Raw genomic sequence first — 17,353 nt, forward strand, 5'->3', positions numbered from 1 at the left:
GATAAAGTTAATAGAAAAAATGCAGGACCCGTGCTATCATAAAATACAGAACTTTGAGACGCATATAATTCTGACTTTGAACAATAAACCACATGAAAGTAATTATCTTAAACGGACCGATGGGAGTTGGAAAAACTGCCGTTGGAAAATACATTGCAGAAGCTACTCCGGGAACAGCCTTTATAGATGGCGACTGGTGCCTCGACATTCATCCATTCATTGGAAATCGCGAAACCAAAACCATGGCTGTGGACAATATTCTTCATATGATAGGAAACTACAAAAAGTGTTCTGAATGCAAGATGATTGTTCTTGTCTGGCTGATGGATCAGTCCTGGGTTTATGACGCAATTATTGAAGGAATCAAAAAACTGGAACTTGAAATAAAACCTGTTACTCTAACCTGCAGTAAGACTACACTAACCGACCGCTGGCAGAATGACAAAGTATGTCCATGGCGAACCAATGACTGGCTTAAAATCACCACAGATTCACTCCCCTATTTTTCAACGCTGGACAATACGCTCGATACAAGCAACCTTTCGATTAAAGAAGTCGCTGAAAAAATATTGGCAACAGAATAGTACTGAAGATAATTCAGACTGCAATTGGTGTTTTATCTCTCCATAAAAAACTCGACCTGTTCTCCAAGCGGACCGTAACAGAAGGCCATGCGGATTGGGTAAGGCGGATTTGAAGGAATAACTTTATCATTCGGTTCTATAAAAACCTCGTAACCAGCAGCTTTTACCTTCGCAGCAATTTCATCAACATTATCAGTAAGAAGTGCCATGTGGCGGATAGCGCCAAGGCAGTGAGTTCCCTCGGTATTTGTAAAAATCTCGAGCAGGCCGTTACCTGTATCAATCATCATACCCTCTGCCCATTCACGTATAATCTTTAAGCCAAGAGTTTCTACATAAAACTTACGAACGTTAGTTAGTTCTTCGGTTGTTCCGCATTTCATTGAAATATGGTGAATTCCTTTAATCATTTTTGCCTCTCGTTTTATTATAACAGATAAGCAAAAACTTTTGTTGTGTATTTTATCAGAATTATTCTAATTGACTGTCGGCTCTCTTATTTGTATCATATTCCTATCTAATTTATAGGTAAATACCAGGAGAACTTCTATGAAAACAATCGAAACAAAATCAGCACCGGCTGCAATCGGACCTTACTCACAGGCAATTCTCGCAAACGGTTTTTTATATACCTCAGGACAGATTCCTTTGAATCCTGAAACAGGCGCAATCGAAGGCCAGACAATCGAAGCTCAGGCAGAACAGGCAATCAAAAATCTAAGTGAAATCTTAAAGGCAGCAGGCTCTGACTTTTCAAAAGTTGTAAAAACAACCTGCTTTCTCGCCCACATTTCAGACTTTGCAGCTTTTAATTCAATATACGAAAAGTACTTTGTTTCAAAACCTGCCCGCAGCTGTTTTGAAGTTGCAGCATTACCAAAAGGCGCACTCGTTGAAATTGAAGCAGAGGCTGTTGTAGAGTAAAAAAATCAAGATATTCTTTTGTATATTCCTTTGTCTGTCTCCTTTCATTCAAGCTGAGATTTTTACACAAAGCACTGTATAAAATCTCATTTCGTGATAAAATATATATAAATTTTTATTCAGGAGGCTTGATAAAAAAGCAGCCAGAATATTGTCTGCTTTTTTATCTGCCAAGTTTGCGTTGCAAACTTGCATATATACTGCTACTTTTCATTTCATTACAAAGTAGCTTAAAAAGTCATTCGAATGTTGAAACATTCTTCATGACTTTTTATAGGAGTTGGATGTTCAAATCTGGCAAAACTTGGTTCATTGTTTGATGCCTTGAAAGATGGAAATCTTTTGGGCGGTCTTTCAAGGTAATGTTTTTTAGGGAAATCTTCCCGGCTCATAAAACAATTTCCTGGAGATAAACATGAACTCAAATTTTACAATCCGCGTGGAAGAGCCGCGCGATTTTAAGACTGTTGAAAATCTTACCAGAGATTCGTTCTGGAACGTTTACCACCCTGGCTGCACAGAACATTATGTTCTTCGCTGCTTCAGAAGCAATCCCGATTTTATTCCTGAGCTTTCACTTGTTATGGAGAAAGACGGACAGATTATCGGACATGTGATGTTTTCAAAAGCAGAGCTGAGCATTGAAGCTGATGGAAAAGCAACTGGCGAAAAGCTCCCAATCGGAACTTTCGGACCAATCAGCATTCATCCAGATTTCAAGAGACAGGGCTACGGCCTTAAGCTCTTGAAGTATGCTCTTGAAAAAGCAAAGGCAATGGGAATCGGATTTATCTGCATAGAAGGCAATATCAATTTTTACCGTCATGCAGGTTTTGATCTGGCAAGTAAGTTACATATTCATTACCACTGCGAGCCAAAGGATTCAGAAGTGCCATACTTTTTAGCACAGGAACTGATTCCCGGCTACCTCAATGGAATTGAAGCAACTTACACTCCCCCAAAAGGATACTTCGTTGCCGAAGAAAATCCCGAGGCCTTTGTAAAATATGAAGCAGAATTTCCTTACAAGGAAAAACTGGTTCTGCCCGGTCAGTTAGGATAGTTTAAAGACCCGCAGTAAGCAAATGCCTTCTGCGGGCATTTTTTTTGTTAATTAGGAATTACAAAGGCAAGCAATTTATTGCATAAATATTGCCCGTTCTAAATATGACATTGCGATGTCATATTTTCGATGTTATAATTAGCTCATGCAAATCGATCAGCTTTTTGAGTTTGTTTATATTCTCATTGATAAAAAGCAATCTACCGCCAGTGAAATGGCAAAACGTTTTGGAGTTTCTACAAGAACAATTTACCGCTGGATAGATGCACTTTCCGTTTCTGGAATACCTGTGTATTCTCTTAAAGGACGTGGAGGTGGAATTGCAATTTCAAAAACTTATGCACTTGATAAACGAATCCTTTCTGAAGAAGAACGCCTTGCTATTGTATCAAGTGTAAAAGCCTTAAATAGTTTAGCAGGTAATCCAGCTGGTACTGTAAATGCAAATATTAAAGCAGCAGAAAAAATCTCTGCACTTGTTGCCTCTGACACAGACTGGCTCGAAGTAGATTTTTCTCCGTGGAGCCCTGAAGGCAGTGAAATTCAAATGCTCTTTGGAACTCTCCGTGACTGTATTCTAAAAAAGCGGCAAGTTTCTTTTGATTATTATAGCGCCGATGGAAACATCGAACATCGTTTTGTTCATCCCTGGAAATTGATTTACAAAGGACAGGCCTGGTATCTTCAAGGCTGGTGTACAATACGTCAAGCTGAACGTTTCTTTAAGCTTTCAAGAATGAGAAATGTTTCTATGACTGGCCGGAGTGCAACTATAACCAAACAGGCTGTATTAGGAACGAACTCTTCCTCTAACAAGAATAATGATTATCAACCTTCTCTGCTTTCCATTAAAGCTAAAGTTTATAATACTAAAATATCTTATTTGCTGGATACCTTTATTTGCTCCGAAGTTAAACAAAACAAAGATGGAAGTATTACAGCATGCTTTAAAGCCCCTGATGAAGACTGGCTACTCGATTTACTTCTTGGGTTTGGACCAGACCTGCAAATTATTTCTCCAAAACATCTTCGCAATAAACTTATTTCCCTTGCAGAAAATATTATTAAAGAATATAAATGATATATTCTAAATATGACAGATAAATGTCATATTTTACTTCTTGCAAAGAAATACTGTTATATCTTTTTTAATGGAATTATTATTTCCGTATTTTCATTTACAGAAAATTTATGTTTCTTAAATTTCCCGGGAATTCCTTTGCCATCATAATTACTTAAACCTACTGGTTCTTTTGGCATACCGATAAGACTTGTATCGAGCTTTCCATTATTATTAATATCATGAACCAGCATTACCAGATACTCACCCTCTGGTACACTTGTTTCAAATCTAACTATATCTGTTTCAGGTTTTATTTTTACTTCCTGAAATGCTATTCTCTTATCATAATTATCTGATGAATTGTAAATTGCCAGAATAATCTGACCATCCTCTGATGTAACATTAGTAATCTCTACTGTGAGCTTTTTTTCTTCTACTGCATCTTCTGCAAACAAAAATATGCCGCAAACAATCTGTATTAAAACCAGCAAAATACTTTTCTTAAAACTCTTTTTCATTTTCTATGCCTCAATTTTTCCAAACTTCAAAAATGCAATGACTGCAATTACAGCTGTAAAACATACAGCACTATAAGTAGAGAATCTTTCTGGAATCCCAAAATATTCTCTTGGAACTAAACCGCTGCCTGCAGCGCCCACAAACATCAAAAGGAATGCAGCAACCGCACACCAGGCCAGCACCTTGTTTCCACTTTTAAAACCACCCACTGCAATCAAAACTAGAGATACAATTGAAAGGAGCACTACAAGAACTGTAATCACATATACATGTACAAAAGACTGAAAGCTTCCGTCATATCCACTTCCTGTCAAAGGAAAAAGACTGTAGCCGATTGCTGAAATCCAGTGCATTGTTACAAAAAGATATATTCCCGAACGAAGTATTTTTTCAGAAGTTTCTTTCCACAATTCTTTTGCAGAAATGCAGATTAATGTACATGCTACACAAGAAAAAATTCCGTGGATTTTTGTTAGCTCAGATGCTATCAAGCGTGAAGGCGCATCTGTAGCAGTAAGGTCACTTACCGCCTGAGCCATCCAGTTATAGCCCGGATAAAATCTTGCTCCAATAACATCATGAAGCAGATAAAAAACGACATTCAAAATACCACAAATCAGTAACCAATATCTGATATTTTGATTCTTACTTCTTTCCATTTGTCTCTACTCCTTTGACTCTGTAAATTCTGCAAAACTCTTTTATAAAGTTTTTCATCATATTTTTATCAATACCTTTTCCAGTATCGTTATTCGCATTTTTAAGTTGATTAAGATCACATTCCAGATCAATTATTGAATGAACTGACATCGCAAATGAAAGAGCAGCCGCATCTGCATCTGGAAAATCTGCAATATGTTTTACCTGCAGCGCATAAAACAACTTCTTTGTTGCATCTACCATCGCTTTTGTTTCCATTACCATGATTTCAGTTGCAGCAGTATCTATTGCTCTTTGAGACATTATGATTTTATAGAAGCGAAACATATCAGGATTTGTACAAATACTTCTATAAGAATCTACCATCTGCGTAAGAATTTTTTCCAACGGGATTTTATCAGAAAACATATCCCAGTTCATTTCCCCGCCTGCAATCTTTTGTTTTGCCTGTTGGCGCAAAAATGAATACATTGTTTTTATGATTTCTTCACGCGATTCAAAATGCTTATACAAAGCAGGTTTTGAAATCCCCAGTTTTTCTGCAATCTGATTCATTGAAACTGCAGCCAATCCATATTCAGATGCGAGCTCTAAAGTTGCATTAATTATTTCTGATTTTCTATCCATATCGTAAGGTTACCTATCGGTAACTATATTACTACCATACGGTAACCATTGTCAACAGCAAAGTTATTTCTTCCAAAATAATAAAATATGACACCTACTTGTCATATTTTCATGCTATAATTACAGCATGCACTTTATAAATGCGAAAACAATCCTCACTCCCCACAGTATGAATATTTACCGAGGCTGCAGTCACGGCTGTATTTATTGTGATTCGCGAAGTAAGTGCTATCAGTTTACACATGATTTTGAGGACATTGAAGTTAAGCAAAATGCGCCGGAACTTCTGGAAGCCACCCTTCGAAAAAAACGTAAGCGCTGCATGGTTGGAACCGGTTCAATGAGTGATCCATACATTCCGTTGGAAAAAGAACTTTGTCTTACACGACGCTGTCTTGAAATTATAGATAAATATAATTTTGGTGCAGCTCTTATAACAAAATCTGATCTTGTACTGCGTGACCTCGATATTCTGACCCGTATTAATCAAAAAACAAAAGCAGTGGTACAAATGACTCTCACCACAGCAGACGACGAGCTCTGCAAAATAATTGAACCCGGTGTCTGCCCTACAAGCCGCCGTTTTGAAGTTCTTCAGTCTTGTCACAAAGCAGGCATTCCAACTGTTGTCTGGTTTAGTCCATTACTGCCTTTTATAAATGATACCCGGGAAAATATTGACGGTATTGTTGATTACTGTATCCGGGCCGGTGTACACGCGATTATATGTTTTGGAATTGGCCTCACCCTTCGCGAAGGCAACCGCGAGTATTTTTACAATGCTCTCGACAAGGCCGCAACTCATGACCAGCGCTTTACTGGAATGAAGGAACGATATCAGAAAACATTCGGTTACTCCTACATGATTAACAGTCCGGAAAATTATGCCCTTATGGCTTACCTCTCTCAGATTTGTAAGAAAAACAATATTATGCTTGGAACAGATTCTGTTTTCAAATGGATGGAAGAATTTCCCGAAGGGGATCCAGCTCAGCCAGAACTCTTTTAATAATGAATAAATAACCGATAAATGCTACAATAGTTTCCGAAGGAATTATCTATGGCAAGCATTTTGATAAAAGATACAACCCGTGAACAACGGGAACAGATTGTACGCGAATCTCTTGGCGACGAATACGATGTTGGCTGCGGTTATGAATCTACAGGAATCAACTATCAGCTTTATATCGACGGCATTAAGGAACTACGCGAGCTGAACATGGAAGCAAACTGCGGTTTTGAAGTTGCTCATCCGGAAGAAAGAAAATCCGGTTGCAATATGATTTAGGAAAAGGAAACAAAAATGGTAAAACACATAATCTTATGGACATTAAAAGAAATGAGCGATTCTGAAAAAGAATCTGTAAAAGCCGGAATCAAAGAAGGACTCGAAAGCCTTAAAGGAAAAATCCCGGGACTTGTAGACATCAAAGTAAATACAAGCGGCCGACTCCCCTCCTCTACTGCTGACCTGATGCTGGATTCCACTTTTGAATCTGAAGAAGCCCTTAAAGGCTATTCAAAGCACCCCGAACATGTAGCCGTAGCAGACAGCAAGGTTCGCCCATTCACAGCAAGCCGTGCCTGCCTGGATTTTGAAATATAATCTACTTTTGAACAAGTGCGTAACTCTTTTTTGTGAGTTCGCACAGCTTTTCAAAGTCTGTCACGGCCGTAAGCAGAACTGTAATCCAGTATTTTTTGTTCATGTGATATGCCGGGAAAATTGATTTTTTATCTGTAATTGCTTCCACGTTCTCTGCTTTCAGATTTACAGCCCAAACCGGCTCATCACTTTCAAATCCAAGATTCTTAAACTTGATTTGCATTATAAGAGCGAACCACTTGTTGTTCGGACAGCGGAAAACAGAACTAGTTGAATCACCTTGCTCTTCCCATGGGGTGTCCCCCGGTGCATTAAAATATGAGTGCAGAAAATCAACATACTTTTCTTTGATATCCTGGCTGAGAAAACATTTATCCCGGATTTCTTCAATTACATCCTGGACCTCACTGCGAATCTGGCCGACAAAAGCACCCTGCGCAGAAGCAACATTAAAGAGCACATACTTTTCATTGGTCGCACTCTCAAAAACATCAGCCGTGAGAGTCTTATCTGAAAGCTTGATTTCTGCATAAAACTGACCGCCAGCGATTTCTTTCTTAAGCGCAAAATCGTCGCCTGTTTCTGAAAATCCAAAAGCAAGCAGTTTTTCTTTCTGAGGAACTGATGTATTTAAGATATAGCTGTAATCCATTTTCTTCTGCTTTTATTCTTCGTGCACCCAGTATTCGTGACAGTCCGGAGTGCGATCAATAAGGAAGTTGTCATACAATTCTCGACGCAAAAGAGAATGATCTCCAAAGGAATGCCAGCGTTTTAGAATCATATTTACTTCAAGTTCAGAATATCTCTTTCCCTTTTCAAACTTGGTTATAAGATATTCCAGCACAGCCCGCTTCTCTTCCTTTTTCTTAGGCCAGCGGATTATAATCCCGTCTGCATTTTTGATTGATTTTAAAATCTCTTCACTTTCTGAAATAGTCATAAGAAGATTGTAATGGTCTTTAAGCTAGTTTTCAACAGATGTAACAGTTTGGTTATCTTAATAATCTTTAATTTTTCTTTATTTCTTCATACTTTCTTTATATCTATAGATTTTCTATAAATCTATAGATCTTCTTTATTTTTTCTTTACTTATTCTTTATAATTTCTATTCATTTTCTACATTTCAAGAAAAAAACTACATATCTTTAATTAAAGAAATAAAGAATTTAAGATATGTAACAGTTTTGTTATCCAATCCCAATACATATTTCTTAATATGTAACAGTTTTGTTATCCGGAATAATACGACCATGAATTTTGATTCTGTCAATGACAAAATCAAACGTTTTAGTCGCCATTTTTCTTGTCTTTTCATGAAATTTGGGAATTTTGCTCCAAAAATAGCCTTTTTTTATGGAATTTCACTGTTATTCAGAAATATGTAACAGTTTTGTTATCCACAGGCAATACACTTTACGTAATATGTAACAGTTCTGTTATCTCAATTTTTCAGTTGTAACACTTCTGTTATCTTAGAAAATCTTTGATCTTCCTTTCTTTATTTCCGATCTTATCTTCTTTTGTTTCAATTTTCGTTCTTTACTGGCTCTTGTTGGCTTTGTTGCTTTTCTTTTTTTAGGAATTATCAGTGCCTGGAGAATTCTATTCTCCAGCCTTTCGAGGGCAATCTTTCTGTTCATTTCCTGAAAGCGTTCGTCATCTACATTCAAATAAAGACAATCTTCTGCATTTATAATTGCTGCAAGTTTAATTCTGAGCCGGATTCTTTCCGCTTCAGAAAGGCCTCCAATAGACGAAACCGGAAGCTGCAGGCATACTTTCGTATTAACTTTATTTACATTCTGGCCGCCGTTTCCACCACTTCTTGCAAAGGTCATTTGAGAATTATTTATGATGGATTCATGCAATTTCTGTCTATTCATTTCAGTGAAATTATAGCATAAAAAAGCCTCATATAAACCACGCAAATAACGGGCCGTAGAGCGATTTTACCCCCTAATCGATAAATTACACGTTTTTCTCAAAAAAGCCTCTCAGAATCAATCCTAGAGCGCTTTTTAAAAGATTAGATAAAATCTAATCTTTCTAATCTAATATATTAGATTGTTTAGATTACATCTAATCTTTTATATTAATATTGTGATTAGATTTTATATTAGTTTTCTAATCTTTCTTTATAGAAATCTAATTTTCTTTAGAAAAAAGTGTTGCATTTTTCTAAAAAATATGATTAGATTTAAAATATAAGAAAAAACATAGATTTTTGAGGTGGGAAATGAAAAAAATCGCAGTTGCCATTCAAAAAGGTGGCGTAGGAAAAACAACAATCAGTTTGTCACTTGGAGCTGAACTTGCAAATGCTGGAAAGAAAGTTCTTTTGATTGATGCTGATCCTCAGGGTAACTCAACAGGTACTCTTCTTGAATCATTTGAACATGAACTGGCAGAAGCTCTCTATGGAGATGTAACTGTTGATCAGGCCATTACCCAGACAGAAATAAAAAATCTTTTTATCATGCCAACCAATTCTCTCGAAAGAAAAGGAAGCCGTTCGCTTAAAACTTATCGTTCAAGCGAAGCAGCAAAAGAGCCTTTTATTTTCGTAGACCTCTGCGAAGAAGTTGAAAAACTTGGTTTTGATTATTGTATTTTCGATACCTCCCCTGCTTTTGATGCTTTTGAGGAAGATATCATGACGGCTTCTGATGAAGTAATTGTTGTAATCAAAGCGGACGCTTATTCTCAGGACGGATTACAGATTTTCAAAAATAACCTGGATAGCTTTAAGAAAAGAAAACGTGTATCTAATCCAAAGTTCGAAACAATCGTTCTTAATGAGATTAACCGTTCAATTAAACTCACAGATATCATCACAGAAGGCCTTAATGCCGGTGATTTCAAGGTAGTTTATGTTCCTGTAGACCAGGATTTCAAATATGCAACCATTGCACGTCAGACAATTCAGCAGAGAGGCGGAAAAAAAGAAACTCTCGATGCCCTTAAAAAACTAAAAGATTTAGTAAAATAATCGGAGCTTAAAAATGCCAATTGCAAAGAAAAAAGATATAAAAAAGGATATTCCTCAGGAATTCCTTAATCAAATGAAATCAAACCTTTCTAGGACTGTTACACCAGTTGAAGAAGATATTCCGGAACCAGAAGTTGTAAAACCGTTAGTTGAGCAAAAAATGGCTCCAATAGCCACTGTAACGAAGCCTGCACCAATAAAAGACAAATATGCTGACGTAATGAATGTAAGGCTGTCTAAAGGCCGTAGAAACGAAATTAAAGCCTTCTGTACCAATTGCGGAGTAACTGTAACACAATATATTGAATCTTCTTTTGAGTTCCTTGCCAAAGAAGTAGCTGCTGGAAATATTGTAATTTCAAAAGGTGGAATTACAAAGATTTCGAATTAATAAAGTTCTCACGGGGTGGAGACATGGGAAAACGTATAAAGCAGAATAATGAGTTATTTCCAATAGATAATTCATCAAATGAATTATTTGGATCTCTCGAAAAAGATGATGGAAAAAAACAGTTAAAATTAAGTTTTATTCCAAGTTTTTTCACAACAGCGTCATTGCCTTTTAAAAATATTAATAAAAAAGAATTTGTTCGCAGAGCCAGTAATGGTATCTCCCTTTATTTAAACTCACCAACAAATGTACCTTTCGGTAAATATGGGCGACTCTTATTGAGTGTATTTACAACTCATGCAGTCCTTTCAAAAGAAAAGGATTCTGCTGTTTTAATTGAGTTCAATTCCATGGCAGAACTTTTAAGAGAAATGCAGCTTCCTCGTCAGAGAGGAAAAGACATTCAGGAACAACTTGAATGTTTTAAGAGAGCTACATTTTCTTTTGAACAGAAAAAAGAAGAGCAGGTACAGGGACACTTATTCAAAGATCTTTATGAACCTGGGGAAAAACTTCCAAAGGGAGATGTAACAGTAAAGACAACTCGAACTGCAACAATTTTGTTTACAGAAGGAGTTGAGTATCAGGAAGTTTTTGATGGAACTACAAAGAATCCCAGAATCGGAACTTTTAAAATTGTTCTATCAGCAAACTTTGCGTCCTTTTGTCAGCAGCATGCTGTGCCTATTAATTACACAGTTTATAAAGACATATCGAGTCCTGTTGGAAAAGATATCTATGCTTGGCTTGTTTACAGAAATAATGGATTATCAGAAGATAAACCTGTATTTGTTCCTCGGGATAGGCTTGTTGAACAATTTATGCCAGTAGCAGAAGATTCAGACCGCAAAATTGCAAATGTAAATTACAGCCGAATTATTGATCAGATAAAAGAGATTAAAGAAAAATATTATACTGAATTAAAAGTAACTATTGATTCAGGAGGAACAGGAATTACCTTATACAAAAGTCCAACTCCTGTTTTACAGGATGATGTAAGATATGCTCTTATATCTTCATCATTATCATAATTATAGATGTAACAGTTTGGTTATCTATATGATGTTGATATGTAACAGTTTTGTTATCTATTTTTTGAGTTATCCACAGTATCAACATCTCTATTACTAGTTAATAAATTTATTATTAGTTAATTATTAGATATAATGGTAGAAATAACAAAACTGTGACAAGTAGATAACAATATTGTTACAAGGCCAAAAAACTTGTGCATTTTCTTCTATATATGAATTTAAAAGCACTTTTTTTCAGATAACAAAACTGTTACAATAAGCGGGAGTTATCCACATCAAATTGTGGATGAATATAACTAAACTGTTACATATTTAGATAACAAGACTGTTACATATAAAGCCACTATCCAGCATCATAATAATACAGATTTTTCACCTTGTATATTCCCCAAAAAAGCACCGAAAATGTTTGATTTTGTCAATGACATAATCAAACATTCAAGTTTTGAGTTATTCCGGATAACAAAACTGTTACATATAGTGCAAAGGCTACTTCTTTGGATAACAGAACTGTTACATATTACACAAGGTAAAATGCATGTGGATAACAAAACTGTTACATGTGTTTATGAACGACGGATTTACAAGAAAAGAAATCTATGAACGACAGATTTACAAAAAAAAATTTATATGACTACTTAAGTACGCTGATTTTTTAGGCTATCAAATTTACGGTATATAACTACTAAAGTACGAAAATTTCAATGATTTTTTGTTTGATATAACTACCAGAGTACGCTTTTTTTCATGAATTTTTATCAAATGACTACTAAGGTACGCAATGGATATGACTACCAAAGTACGCAATATAACTACATGAAATGCTTATGAACGACAGATATACAAGATCTGGAGATAGTATCAAATAGAGAGTATGAACGACATAAGTACAAGCAAAAAAGTGCATATGAACGTCGTATGTACAATAAAATAAAGGCGATGAACGACACAGGTACAAAAATAATTGATTATATGGACGACGGATATACAAGAATAAGAAAGTCTATGAACGACAGATTTACAAAATCAAAAATATATAACTACCAAGGTACGCATATTGATATTATAATATAAACATGTCATTTAAGATTGAGCGTAACGACATTACAAAAGTTCACACGGATGCAATTGTTAATACTGCGAATCCTTTGCCGAGAGTAGGGCGGGGGACTGATACTGCTGTTTATGATGCGGCAGGCAAGGAAGAGCTTTTAAAGGCCCGTAAGGAAATAGGGGTGATTGAACCTGGGCATTCTGTTTCAACAAAATCTTTTAATCTTAAGAAAAACGGTATCAAATATATCATTCATACGGTTGGCTGCAGGTATGATGTTGATAAGCCGGAGACGGTTCAGAACCTCAGAAACTGTTATTCTTCATCCCTCAAAATTGCAAAAGATCTTGGCTGTAAGAGCGTGGCGATTCCGCTTCTGGCTACAGGATTTTATGGATTTCCAAAAGAGCTTGGGCTTAAAATTGCAGTTGATGAAATCAGTTCATTCCTGCTTGAAAATGAAATTGATGTGACGCTTGTTGTTTATGATGCAAAGTCTTACATGATTTCTGAAAAGCTTTTTGATGATATTCAGAACTTCCTTGATGAAAATCTGGAAGGGGAAGAAGACGGCGTTTTTGGATCGTATGATGATGAAAATTTCTTCAGGCAAACTCTGCAACGTCATTTTGATGAAGAATATTCTGCAGAGCTGAATAGAGAAATTACCAGCTCTTGTGAGCCAATTCTTGGAGCTCCCACTCATCATAAAAGAGCACCGAAACTCAAACAAGCAAAAGCTCGTGACATCTCTCCAATTGATGTTGATGCATTCATAAAGCAGAGTGGGGCAAGTCTTAATTTTCAGAACACCCTGCAGCAGCTGATCGCGGACCGCAAACTTGAAAACGCAACTGTTTACAAAAAAGCCTGCATCGACAAAAAGTTCTTTTCTAAGATTATCAGCAACAAGGACTACGTTCCAAAAAAACAAACTGTAATGGCCCTGGGATTGGCGCTGGAGCTTCCGCTGCAAGAGTTTGAGAAATTTCTCGCCAGTGCCGGTTACGCCTTTATGCCGTCGAGCAAGTTTGATTTGATTGTGAAATATTGTGTCATGAATCAGATTTTTAATCTGGTGGAAGTGGATATTATTCTTGATTCACATGGATTAAATTGCTTTGCTCCTGAATAAACATTCGCCAATTTGGCGACCTTCTGTGGACGTAAATTCCTTATCATGAAGTCACAGTGTCGGACAGTGGCACAAGGAGATGACTATGAAAAAGGGACTTACAGAAATTGTTTTTATTCTGGACAAGAGCGGTTCGATGAGCGGACTTGAGGCAGACACAATCGGTGGATACAACTCTTTCCTGGAGCGTCAGAAAAAAGGAGAGGGCGAGGCTTATGTTTCGACTGTTCTTTTCAGTGACAGAAGTGCTGTAATTCATGACCGTGTGCCGATTGAAAAAATTGAGCCGATGACGGACAAGCAGTATTATGTTGACGGCTGCACAGCTCTGCTGGATGCGATGGGTGGTGCTATTCATCATATCGGAAATGTTCATAAATATGCGCGCGAGGAAGACCGTCCTGAAAAAACAATTTTTGTGATTACGACTGACGGCCAGGAAAATGCCAGCTCGGAATACTCTTATGAAAAAATTCAGAAGCTGGTAAAACGTCAGTCTGAAAAATATGGATGGGAGTTTATTTTCCTTGGTGCGAATATTGATGCATTTTCTGAAGCTGAGAGACTTGGAATTTGCCGCGATAGGGCAGTGCGCTACGAGTGTGATGCAGTTGGAACGGCAATAAATTTTTCTGTGCTCAGCTCAACTATATGTGATGTGCGAAGGGGAAAGAAAATGAAAGCAAACTGGAGTGCAGATATTACTGAGCACTATAACAAAACTAACGAACGATAGTAAGCTTATAAAAAAGGAGGCTAGCAAAATGTTTGGAGCAATTTTAGGTGATATTATTGGTCAGCCATACGAGTTTGACCGTGGACATAAAACAAAGGAGTTTCCGCTTTTTTCAAAGCATCCACATTTTACAGATGACAGTGTAATGACAATTGCAATCTGTGATGGAATCTTAAAGGCCGGACTTGATGCTGATGAAAATACAATGAAAACTTCGATGATTACCAGCATGCAGCTCTGGGGCCATAAGTATCCTCATGCAGGATATGGCGGAAGATTTTATCAGTGGCTTGCGATGGAAAACACAAAGCCTTACAACAGCTGGGGAAACGGTTCGGCAATGCGCGTGGCTTCTGTGGGCTGGCTTTTCGAAACTCTGGAGCGAACACGTGAGGTTGCCTGCTGGAGTGCGGAGGTAACTCATAATCATCCGGAAGGAGTGAAGGGTGCTGAATCGGTTGCATGCGTAATCTGGATGGCCCGCAACGGATATTATAAAACTCAGATTAAAGAATATATCGAAAAAGAATTCGGCTATGATCTTTCGAGAACCTGCGATGAAATCCGCCCGAATTATTATCATGTGGAAAGCTGTCAGAAGACTGTGCCGGAAGCAATTACTGCATTTTTTGAAGGAAATGATTTTGAAGATGTAATCAGAACAGCAGTGAGCCTTGGTGGCGATTGCGACACCCTCACCGATATAGCAACAGCAATGGCCGAAGCTTTTTACGGTCTGCCGGAAAAGTTCAAGACCAGGGCTTATGAACTGACAACAGAAGATATGCATGAGGTGATGAAGGCTTTTGAGGAAAAAGCAATTGAAAGAAAAGTAAGAGAGGCGTAAGATATTCAGGGGAGCACGAGGAGATTGAAAAATGAAAGAGTATAAGTTTTACGGATGGCAGACAGCTGATTGCAAACCGGTAGATTCTGCTTTTGAGAAGATTGAAAATCCTCGGCACCTTTATGATATCCTCAGCGAAATCTGGTGTGTCGAAACTTGTGCTCCACGTCTCCGCGAAAAATGGAGCCGCGAAAATCAAACTGTGGGCCAGTGTTCAATTACTGCATTTTTGGTTCAGGATATTTTCGGCGGCAAAGTTTACGGCATTCTCCGAGACGGTGGAAACTATCACTGCTACACTGTTGTTCCGCTGCCGGACGGTGGTGAATGTTTGTTTGACCTTACAAGCGAACAGTTTGGAGATGAAAAACTCTGCTACGAAAATAATCTAGAACAATTCCGCGAAGTGCATTTCGCAAAAGAAGAAAAACATCTGCGATACAATTATTTGAAGTCTGAACTTTTGAAGAAGCTGGAAGAGATGTGATAACCAGACTGTTACATCAGTTACATATCAAATAGATTTTTAATCTCACACTTCAGCGGTACCTGCTTATACTTCTCCAGTTTTGCGAGGTACTGCTTTCTTGTGATTTCGCGGGCGCCGTAGCGGGCCATGTTTTCGGTGTAGGTCTGACAGTCAATCAGTTTTCCGCCGGCTTTCTGGAAGGCCCTGGCGAAGAGGACGAAGGCGCTCTTGGAGCTGTTTGGTTCAATCGTGAACATGGACTCGCCGCAGAAGACGCTGCCAAGTAAGATGCCATAAAAGCCGCCGACCAGCTTTCCGTCCTTCCAGACTTCAATGCTGTGGGCGTAGCCTGCCTTGTGAAATTTCTTGTAAGCCTTAATCATCTTAGGTCCAATCCAGGTGCCGATCTGGTCTGCTCGTTTCTGCTTTGCACAGTTTTTGATTACATCACCAAAAGCTTTATCAATTGTGTAAGTGTAGGGATTGTGCTTAAGAAATTTTTCAATTGATTTTGAAACGTGCAGCTGACGGATTGGAATCACAAAACGCTTTTTTGGGGACTGCCACAAAACCGGCTCGCCCTGATCTTCGTTGAACCAGGGAAAAACTCCCTGATTATAAGCCGAATAAAGAAGCCGTAGAGGAATGTTATCGGTCACGAGGGAAAGCTCATCATAGCTGTAAATCAGGCCGGGGGCGGGGAACTCAAAGAAGTCGTCGGGGTCAATTTTTGTCGAGCGTGATTTTTCATTTTCAATGCGAAGATAATTTTCCAGAACCTGCGGGCACTGCTCGAGGCCCATGCTGTTAGTCCAGACTCCATTAAGCAGAAGCTGGTAAGGCTTATAGTTTGTCTTGTAATTCATCTTGCGGCAGTGGGGTAAGTAAAGGCCCAGATAGTAATAGGGAAAATGATTCTGCAGACAAAAGTTGATTTCCACAAGAACACTGTAAACGCCAATGCTGCGCTTAAGCACTTCCTCGCTGATATCATAATAAAAATAATTTGAGGAAAGTCCGGTGATAAATCCATGCTGGTCAAAAACATAATCGAGGATGCTCACGCCGATCAGCTGGCCTTTAAGTTTGTAATCAAGATTGATAACACCGCTGTAGCCGCCGTTCATATTTTTCAGGTCTTCGGCCGCTTCCTGCAAAGTGAGACGGGTGAAGCCGGGCGTGCCTTCATTATGATGATTGTAATAATTGCGGTATATGAGGGCTTTTTCATCAGTGCAAAAATCAGCCGGATCCGAAGTAATTATAACTTCTACATCCTGATTTTTATGAAGGACTCGTCGCTGACTTTTTGAAGGCGCAAAAGTTTTTACGGGGATGCGGATTGGAATACATTCATGACAATTCTGGCAGCGGGTATTATAAGCCATGGAAGAGTAGCGGCGGAAGCCCTGATGGAGAAGTCTTTCATAAACAATGCAGTCCAGTTTTTCAATGGATAGGGGCGAGGTCTTACTCGAATCCAACCAGTCGAAGTAGGTCAGGATATTTTCAGCCTGACGGTCCGGGAAGTAACCACACTCGGTCACGTTCTTCCCGAACATCATATTCTTGAAAACTTTCTCAATGTTGATTTCAGCTTCAGCCATAGTGATGATTATAGTTTAACTAATTTTGGGGTAGAGGGGCA

General features: G+C 38.1%; 23 protein-coding genes. 15 read left to right on the forward strand and 8 right to left on the reverse strand.

The window, feature by feature from the left end; translation table 11 throughout:
* Positions 1–92: 92 nt before the first annotated feature.
* On the forward strand, positions 93–584 hold the full coding sequence (locus G626_RS0108010) for an AAA family ATPase (RefSeq protein ID WP_022932271.1): 492 nt from the start codon (positions 93–95) through the stop codon (positions 582–584).
* A gap of 32 nt (positions 585–616) precedes the next feature.
* On the opposite strand, the gene G626_RS0108015 is transcribed toward G626_RS0108010, so the two are convergent.
* Positions 617–994, reverse strand: coding sequence for a VOC family protein (locus G626_RS0108015; protein ID WP_022932272.1), 378 nt, complete (start codon positions 992–994; stop codon positions 617–619).
* Between the two features lie 139 nt (positions 995–1,133).
* Here G626_RS0108015 and G626_RS0108020 point away from each other — a divergent pair, with 139 nt between their 5' ends.
* The 3 genes from G626_RS0108020 to G626_RS0108035 all read left to right on the forward strand — a co-directional run bounded on the left by G626_RS0108020 (position 1,134) and on the right by G626_RS0108035 (position 3,652).
* Positions 1,134–1,508: a RidA family protein gene (locus G626_RS0108020; protein WP_022932273.1), complete on the forward strand. Its 375-nt coding sequence runs from the start codon at positions 1,134–1,136 to the stop codon at positions 1,506–1,508.
* A 415-nt stretch (positions 1,509–1,923) separates the two neighbouring features.
* Entirely contained in the window at positions 1,924–2,571 is a 648-nt protein-coding gene (locus G626_RS0108030; protein ID WP_022932275.1) for a GNAT family N-acetyltransferase, read from the forward strand.
* A gap of 145 nt (positions 2,572–2,716) precedes the next feature.
* Positions 2,717–3,652 carry a helix-turn-helix transcriptional regulator gene (locus G626_RS0108035; protein ID WP_022932276.1) on the forward strand — a complete coding sequence of 312 codons (936 nt, stop codon included), beginning with the start codon at positions 2,717–2,719 and terminating at the stop codon, positions 3,650–3,652.
* A 56-nt stretch (positions 3,653–3,708) separates the two neighbouring features.
* Here G626_RS0108035 and G626_RS0108040 read toward each other — a convergent pair whose 3' ends face one another.
* Genes G626_RS0108040 through G626_RS17405 form a run of 3 tightly spaced genes read right to left on the reverse strand, consistent with a single transcriptional unit; the run spans position 3,709 to position 5,440 of the window.
* The gene (locus G626_RS0108040) at positions 3,709–4,152 is read right to left on the reverse strand and encodes a DUF2141 domain-containing protein (RefSeq protein ID WP_022932277.1); all 444 of its coding nucleotides are present in this window, start codon (positions 4,150–4,152) and stop codon (positions 3,709–3,711) included.
* A 3-nt stretch (positions 4,153–4,155) separates the two neighbouring features.
* The gene (locus tag G626_RS17890) at positions 4,156–4,812 is read right to left on the reverse strand and encodes a DUF998 domain-containing protein (protein ID WP_022932278.1); all 657 of its coding nucleotides are present in this window, start codon (positions 4,810–4,812) and stop codon (positions 4,156–4,158) included.
* A complete protein-coding gene (locus G626_RS17405; protein WP_022932279.1) occupies positions 4,799–5,440 on the reverse strand; it encodes a TetR/AcrR family transcriptional regulator in 642 nt (213 codons plus the stop codon). Before G626_RS17405 ends, G626_RS17890 begins: the two co-directional genes overlap by 14 nt.
* 127 nt (positions 5,441–5,567) lie before the next feature.
* Between G626_RS17405 and G626_RS0108055 the strand changes: the two genes are divergently transcribed.
* Genes G626_RS0108055 through G626_RS0108065 form a run of 3 tightly spaced genes read left to right on the forward strand, consistent with a single transcriptional unit; the run spans position 5,568 to position 7,046 of the window.
* Positions 5,568–6,449: an SPL family radical SAM protein gene (locus G626_RS0108055; protein WP_022932280.1), complete on the forward strand. Its 882-nt coding sequence runs from the start codon at positions 5,568–5,570 to the stop codon at positions 6,447–6,449.
* Positions 6,450–6,500: 51 nt separating this feature from the next.
* Positions 6,501–6,728 carry a hypothetical protein gene (locus G626_RS0108060; RefSeq protein ID WP_022932281.1) on the forward strand — a complete coding sequence of 76 codons (228 nt, stop codon included), beginning with the start codon at positions 6,501–6,503 and terminating at the stop codon, positions 6,726–6,728.
* 15 nt (positions 6,729–6,743) lie between these two features.
* Complete coding sequence (locus G626_RS0108065; protein WP_022932282.1) at positions 6,744–7,046, forward strand: Dabb family protein; 303 nt, start codon at positions 6,744–6,746, stop codon at positions 7,044–7,046.
* A 1-nt stretch (position 7,047) separates the two neighbouring features.
* Here G626_RS0108065 and G626_RS17410 read toward each other — a convergent pair whose 3' ends face one another.
* From G626_RS17410 to arfB, 3 genes are all read right to left on the reverse strand, one after another.
* Entirely contained in the window at positions 7,048–7,698 is a 651-nt protein-coding gene (locus G626_RS17410) for an MmcQ/YjbR family DNA-binding protein (protein WP_022932283.1), read from the reverse strand.
* Between the two features lie 12 nt (positions 7,699–7,710).
* The gene (locus G626_RS0108075) at positions 7,711–7,989 is read right to left on the reverse strand and encodes a DUF2087 domain-containing protein (RefSeq protein ID WP_022932284.1); all 279 of its coding nucleotides are present in this window, start codon (positions 7,987–7,989) and stop codon (positions 7,711–7,713) included.
* A gap of 533 nt (positions 7,990–8,522) precedes the next feature.
* Positions 8,523–8,933, reverse strand: coding sequence for an alternative ribosome rescue aminoacyl-tRNA hydrolase ArfB (gene arfB / locus G626_RS0108080; protein WP_022932285.1), 411 nt, complete (start codon positions 8,931–8,933; stop codon positions 8,523–8,525).
* Between the two features lie 353 nt (positions 8,934–9,286).
* On the opposite strand from arfB, the gene G626_RS0108085 reads away from it, so the two are divergent.
* The 8 genes from G626_RS0108085 to G626_RS15840 all read left to right on the forward strand — a co-directional run bounded on the left by G626_RS0108085 (position 9,287) and on the right by G626_RS15840 (position 15,723).
* Entirely contained in the window at positions 9,287–10,039 is a 753-nt protein-coding gene (locus G626_RS0108085) for a ParA family protein (protein ID WP_022932286.1), read from the forward strand.
* Positions 10,040–10,052: 13 nt separating this feature from the next.
* Complete coding sequence (locus G626_RS0108090) at positions 10,053–10,430, forward strand: hypothetical protein (RefSeq protein WP_022932287.1); 378 nt, start codon at positions 10,053–10,055, stop codon at positions 10,428–10,430.
* Positions 10,431–10,453: 23 nt separating this feature from the next.
* Positions 10,454–11,461 (forward strand): replication initiation protein, encoded by a 1,008-nt coding sequence (locus tag G626_RS0108095; RefSeq protein ID WP_022932288.1) that lies wholly within the window; start codon positions 10,454–10,456, stop codon positions 11,459–11,461.
* 942 nt (positions 11,462–12,403) lie between these two features.
* The gene (locus G626_RS18345) at positions 12,404–12,538 is read left to right on the forward strand and encodes a hypothetical protein (protein ID WP_269208119.1); all 135 of its coding nucleotides are present in this window, start codon (positions 12,404–12,406) and stop codon (positions 12,536–12,538) included.
* Positions 12,539–12,540: 2 nt separating this feature from the next.
* Entirely contained in the window at positions 12,541–13,653 is a 1,113-nt protein-coding gene (locus tag G626_RS0108100; protein ID WP_022932289.1) for a macro domain-containing protein, read from the forward strand.
* Positions 13,654–13,738: 85 nt separating this feature from the next.
* A complete protein-coding gene (locus G626_RS0108105) occupies positions 13,739–14,389 on the forward strand; it encodes a vWA domain-containing protein (protein WP_022932290.1) in 651 nt (216 codons plus the stop codon).
* Between the two features lie 28 nt (positions 14,390–14,417).
* Positions 14,418–15,236 (forward strand): ADP-ribosylglycohydrolase family protein, encoded by an 819-nt coding sequence (locus G626_RS0108110; protein ID WP_022932291.1) that lies wholly within the window; start codon positions 14,418–14,420, stop codon positions 15,234–15,236.
* A gap of 31 nt (positions 15,237–15,267) precedes the next feature.
* The gene (locus G626_RS15840) at positions 15,268–15,723 is read left to right on the forward strand and encodes a YunG family protein (protein WP_022932292.1); all 456 of its coding nucleotides are present in this window, start codon (positions 15,268–15,270) and stop codon (positions 15,721–15,723) included.
* A 20-nt stretch (positions 15,724–15,743) separates the two neighbouring features.
* On the opposite strand, the gene aat is transcribed toward G626_RS15840, so the two are convergent.
* Positions 15,744–17,312, reverse strand: a complete 1,569-nt coding sequence (gene aat, locus G626_RS17895; protein WP_022932293.1) for a leucyl/phenylalanyl-tRNA--protein transferase — start codon at positions 17,310–17,312, stop codon at positions 15,744–15,746.
* Positions 17,313–17,353: the final 41 nt, after the last annotated feature.

It is taken from the genome of Treponema bryantii NK4A124 (assembly GCF_000421345.1).
In the GTDB taxonomy this organism is placed as follows: domain Bacteria; phylum Spirochaetota; class Spirochaetia; order Treponematales; family Treponemataceae; genus Treponema_D; species Treponema_D bryantii_B.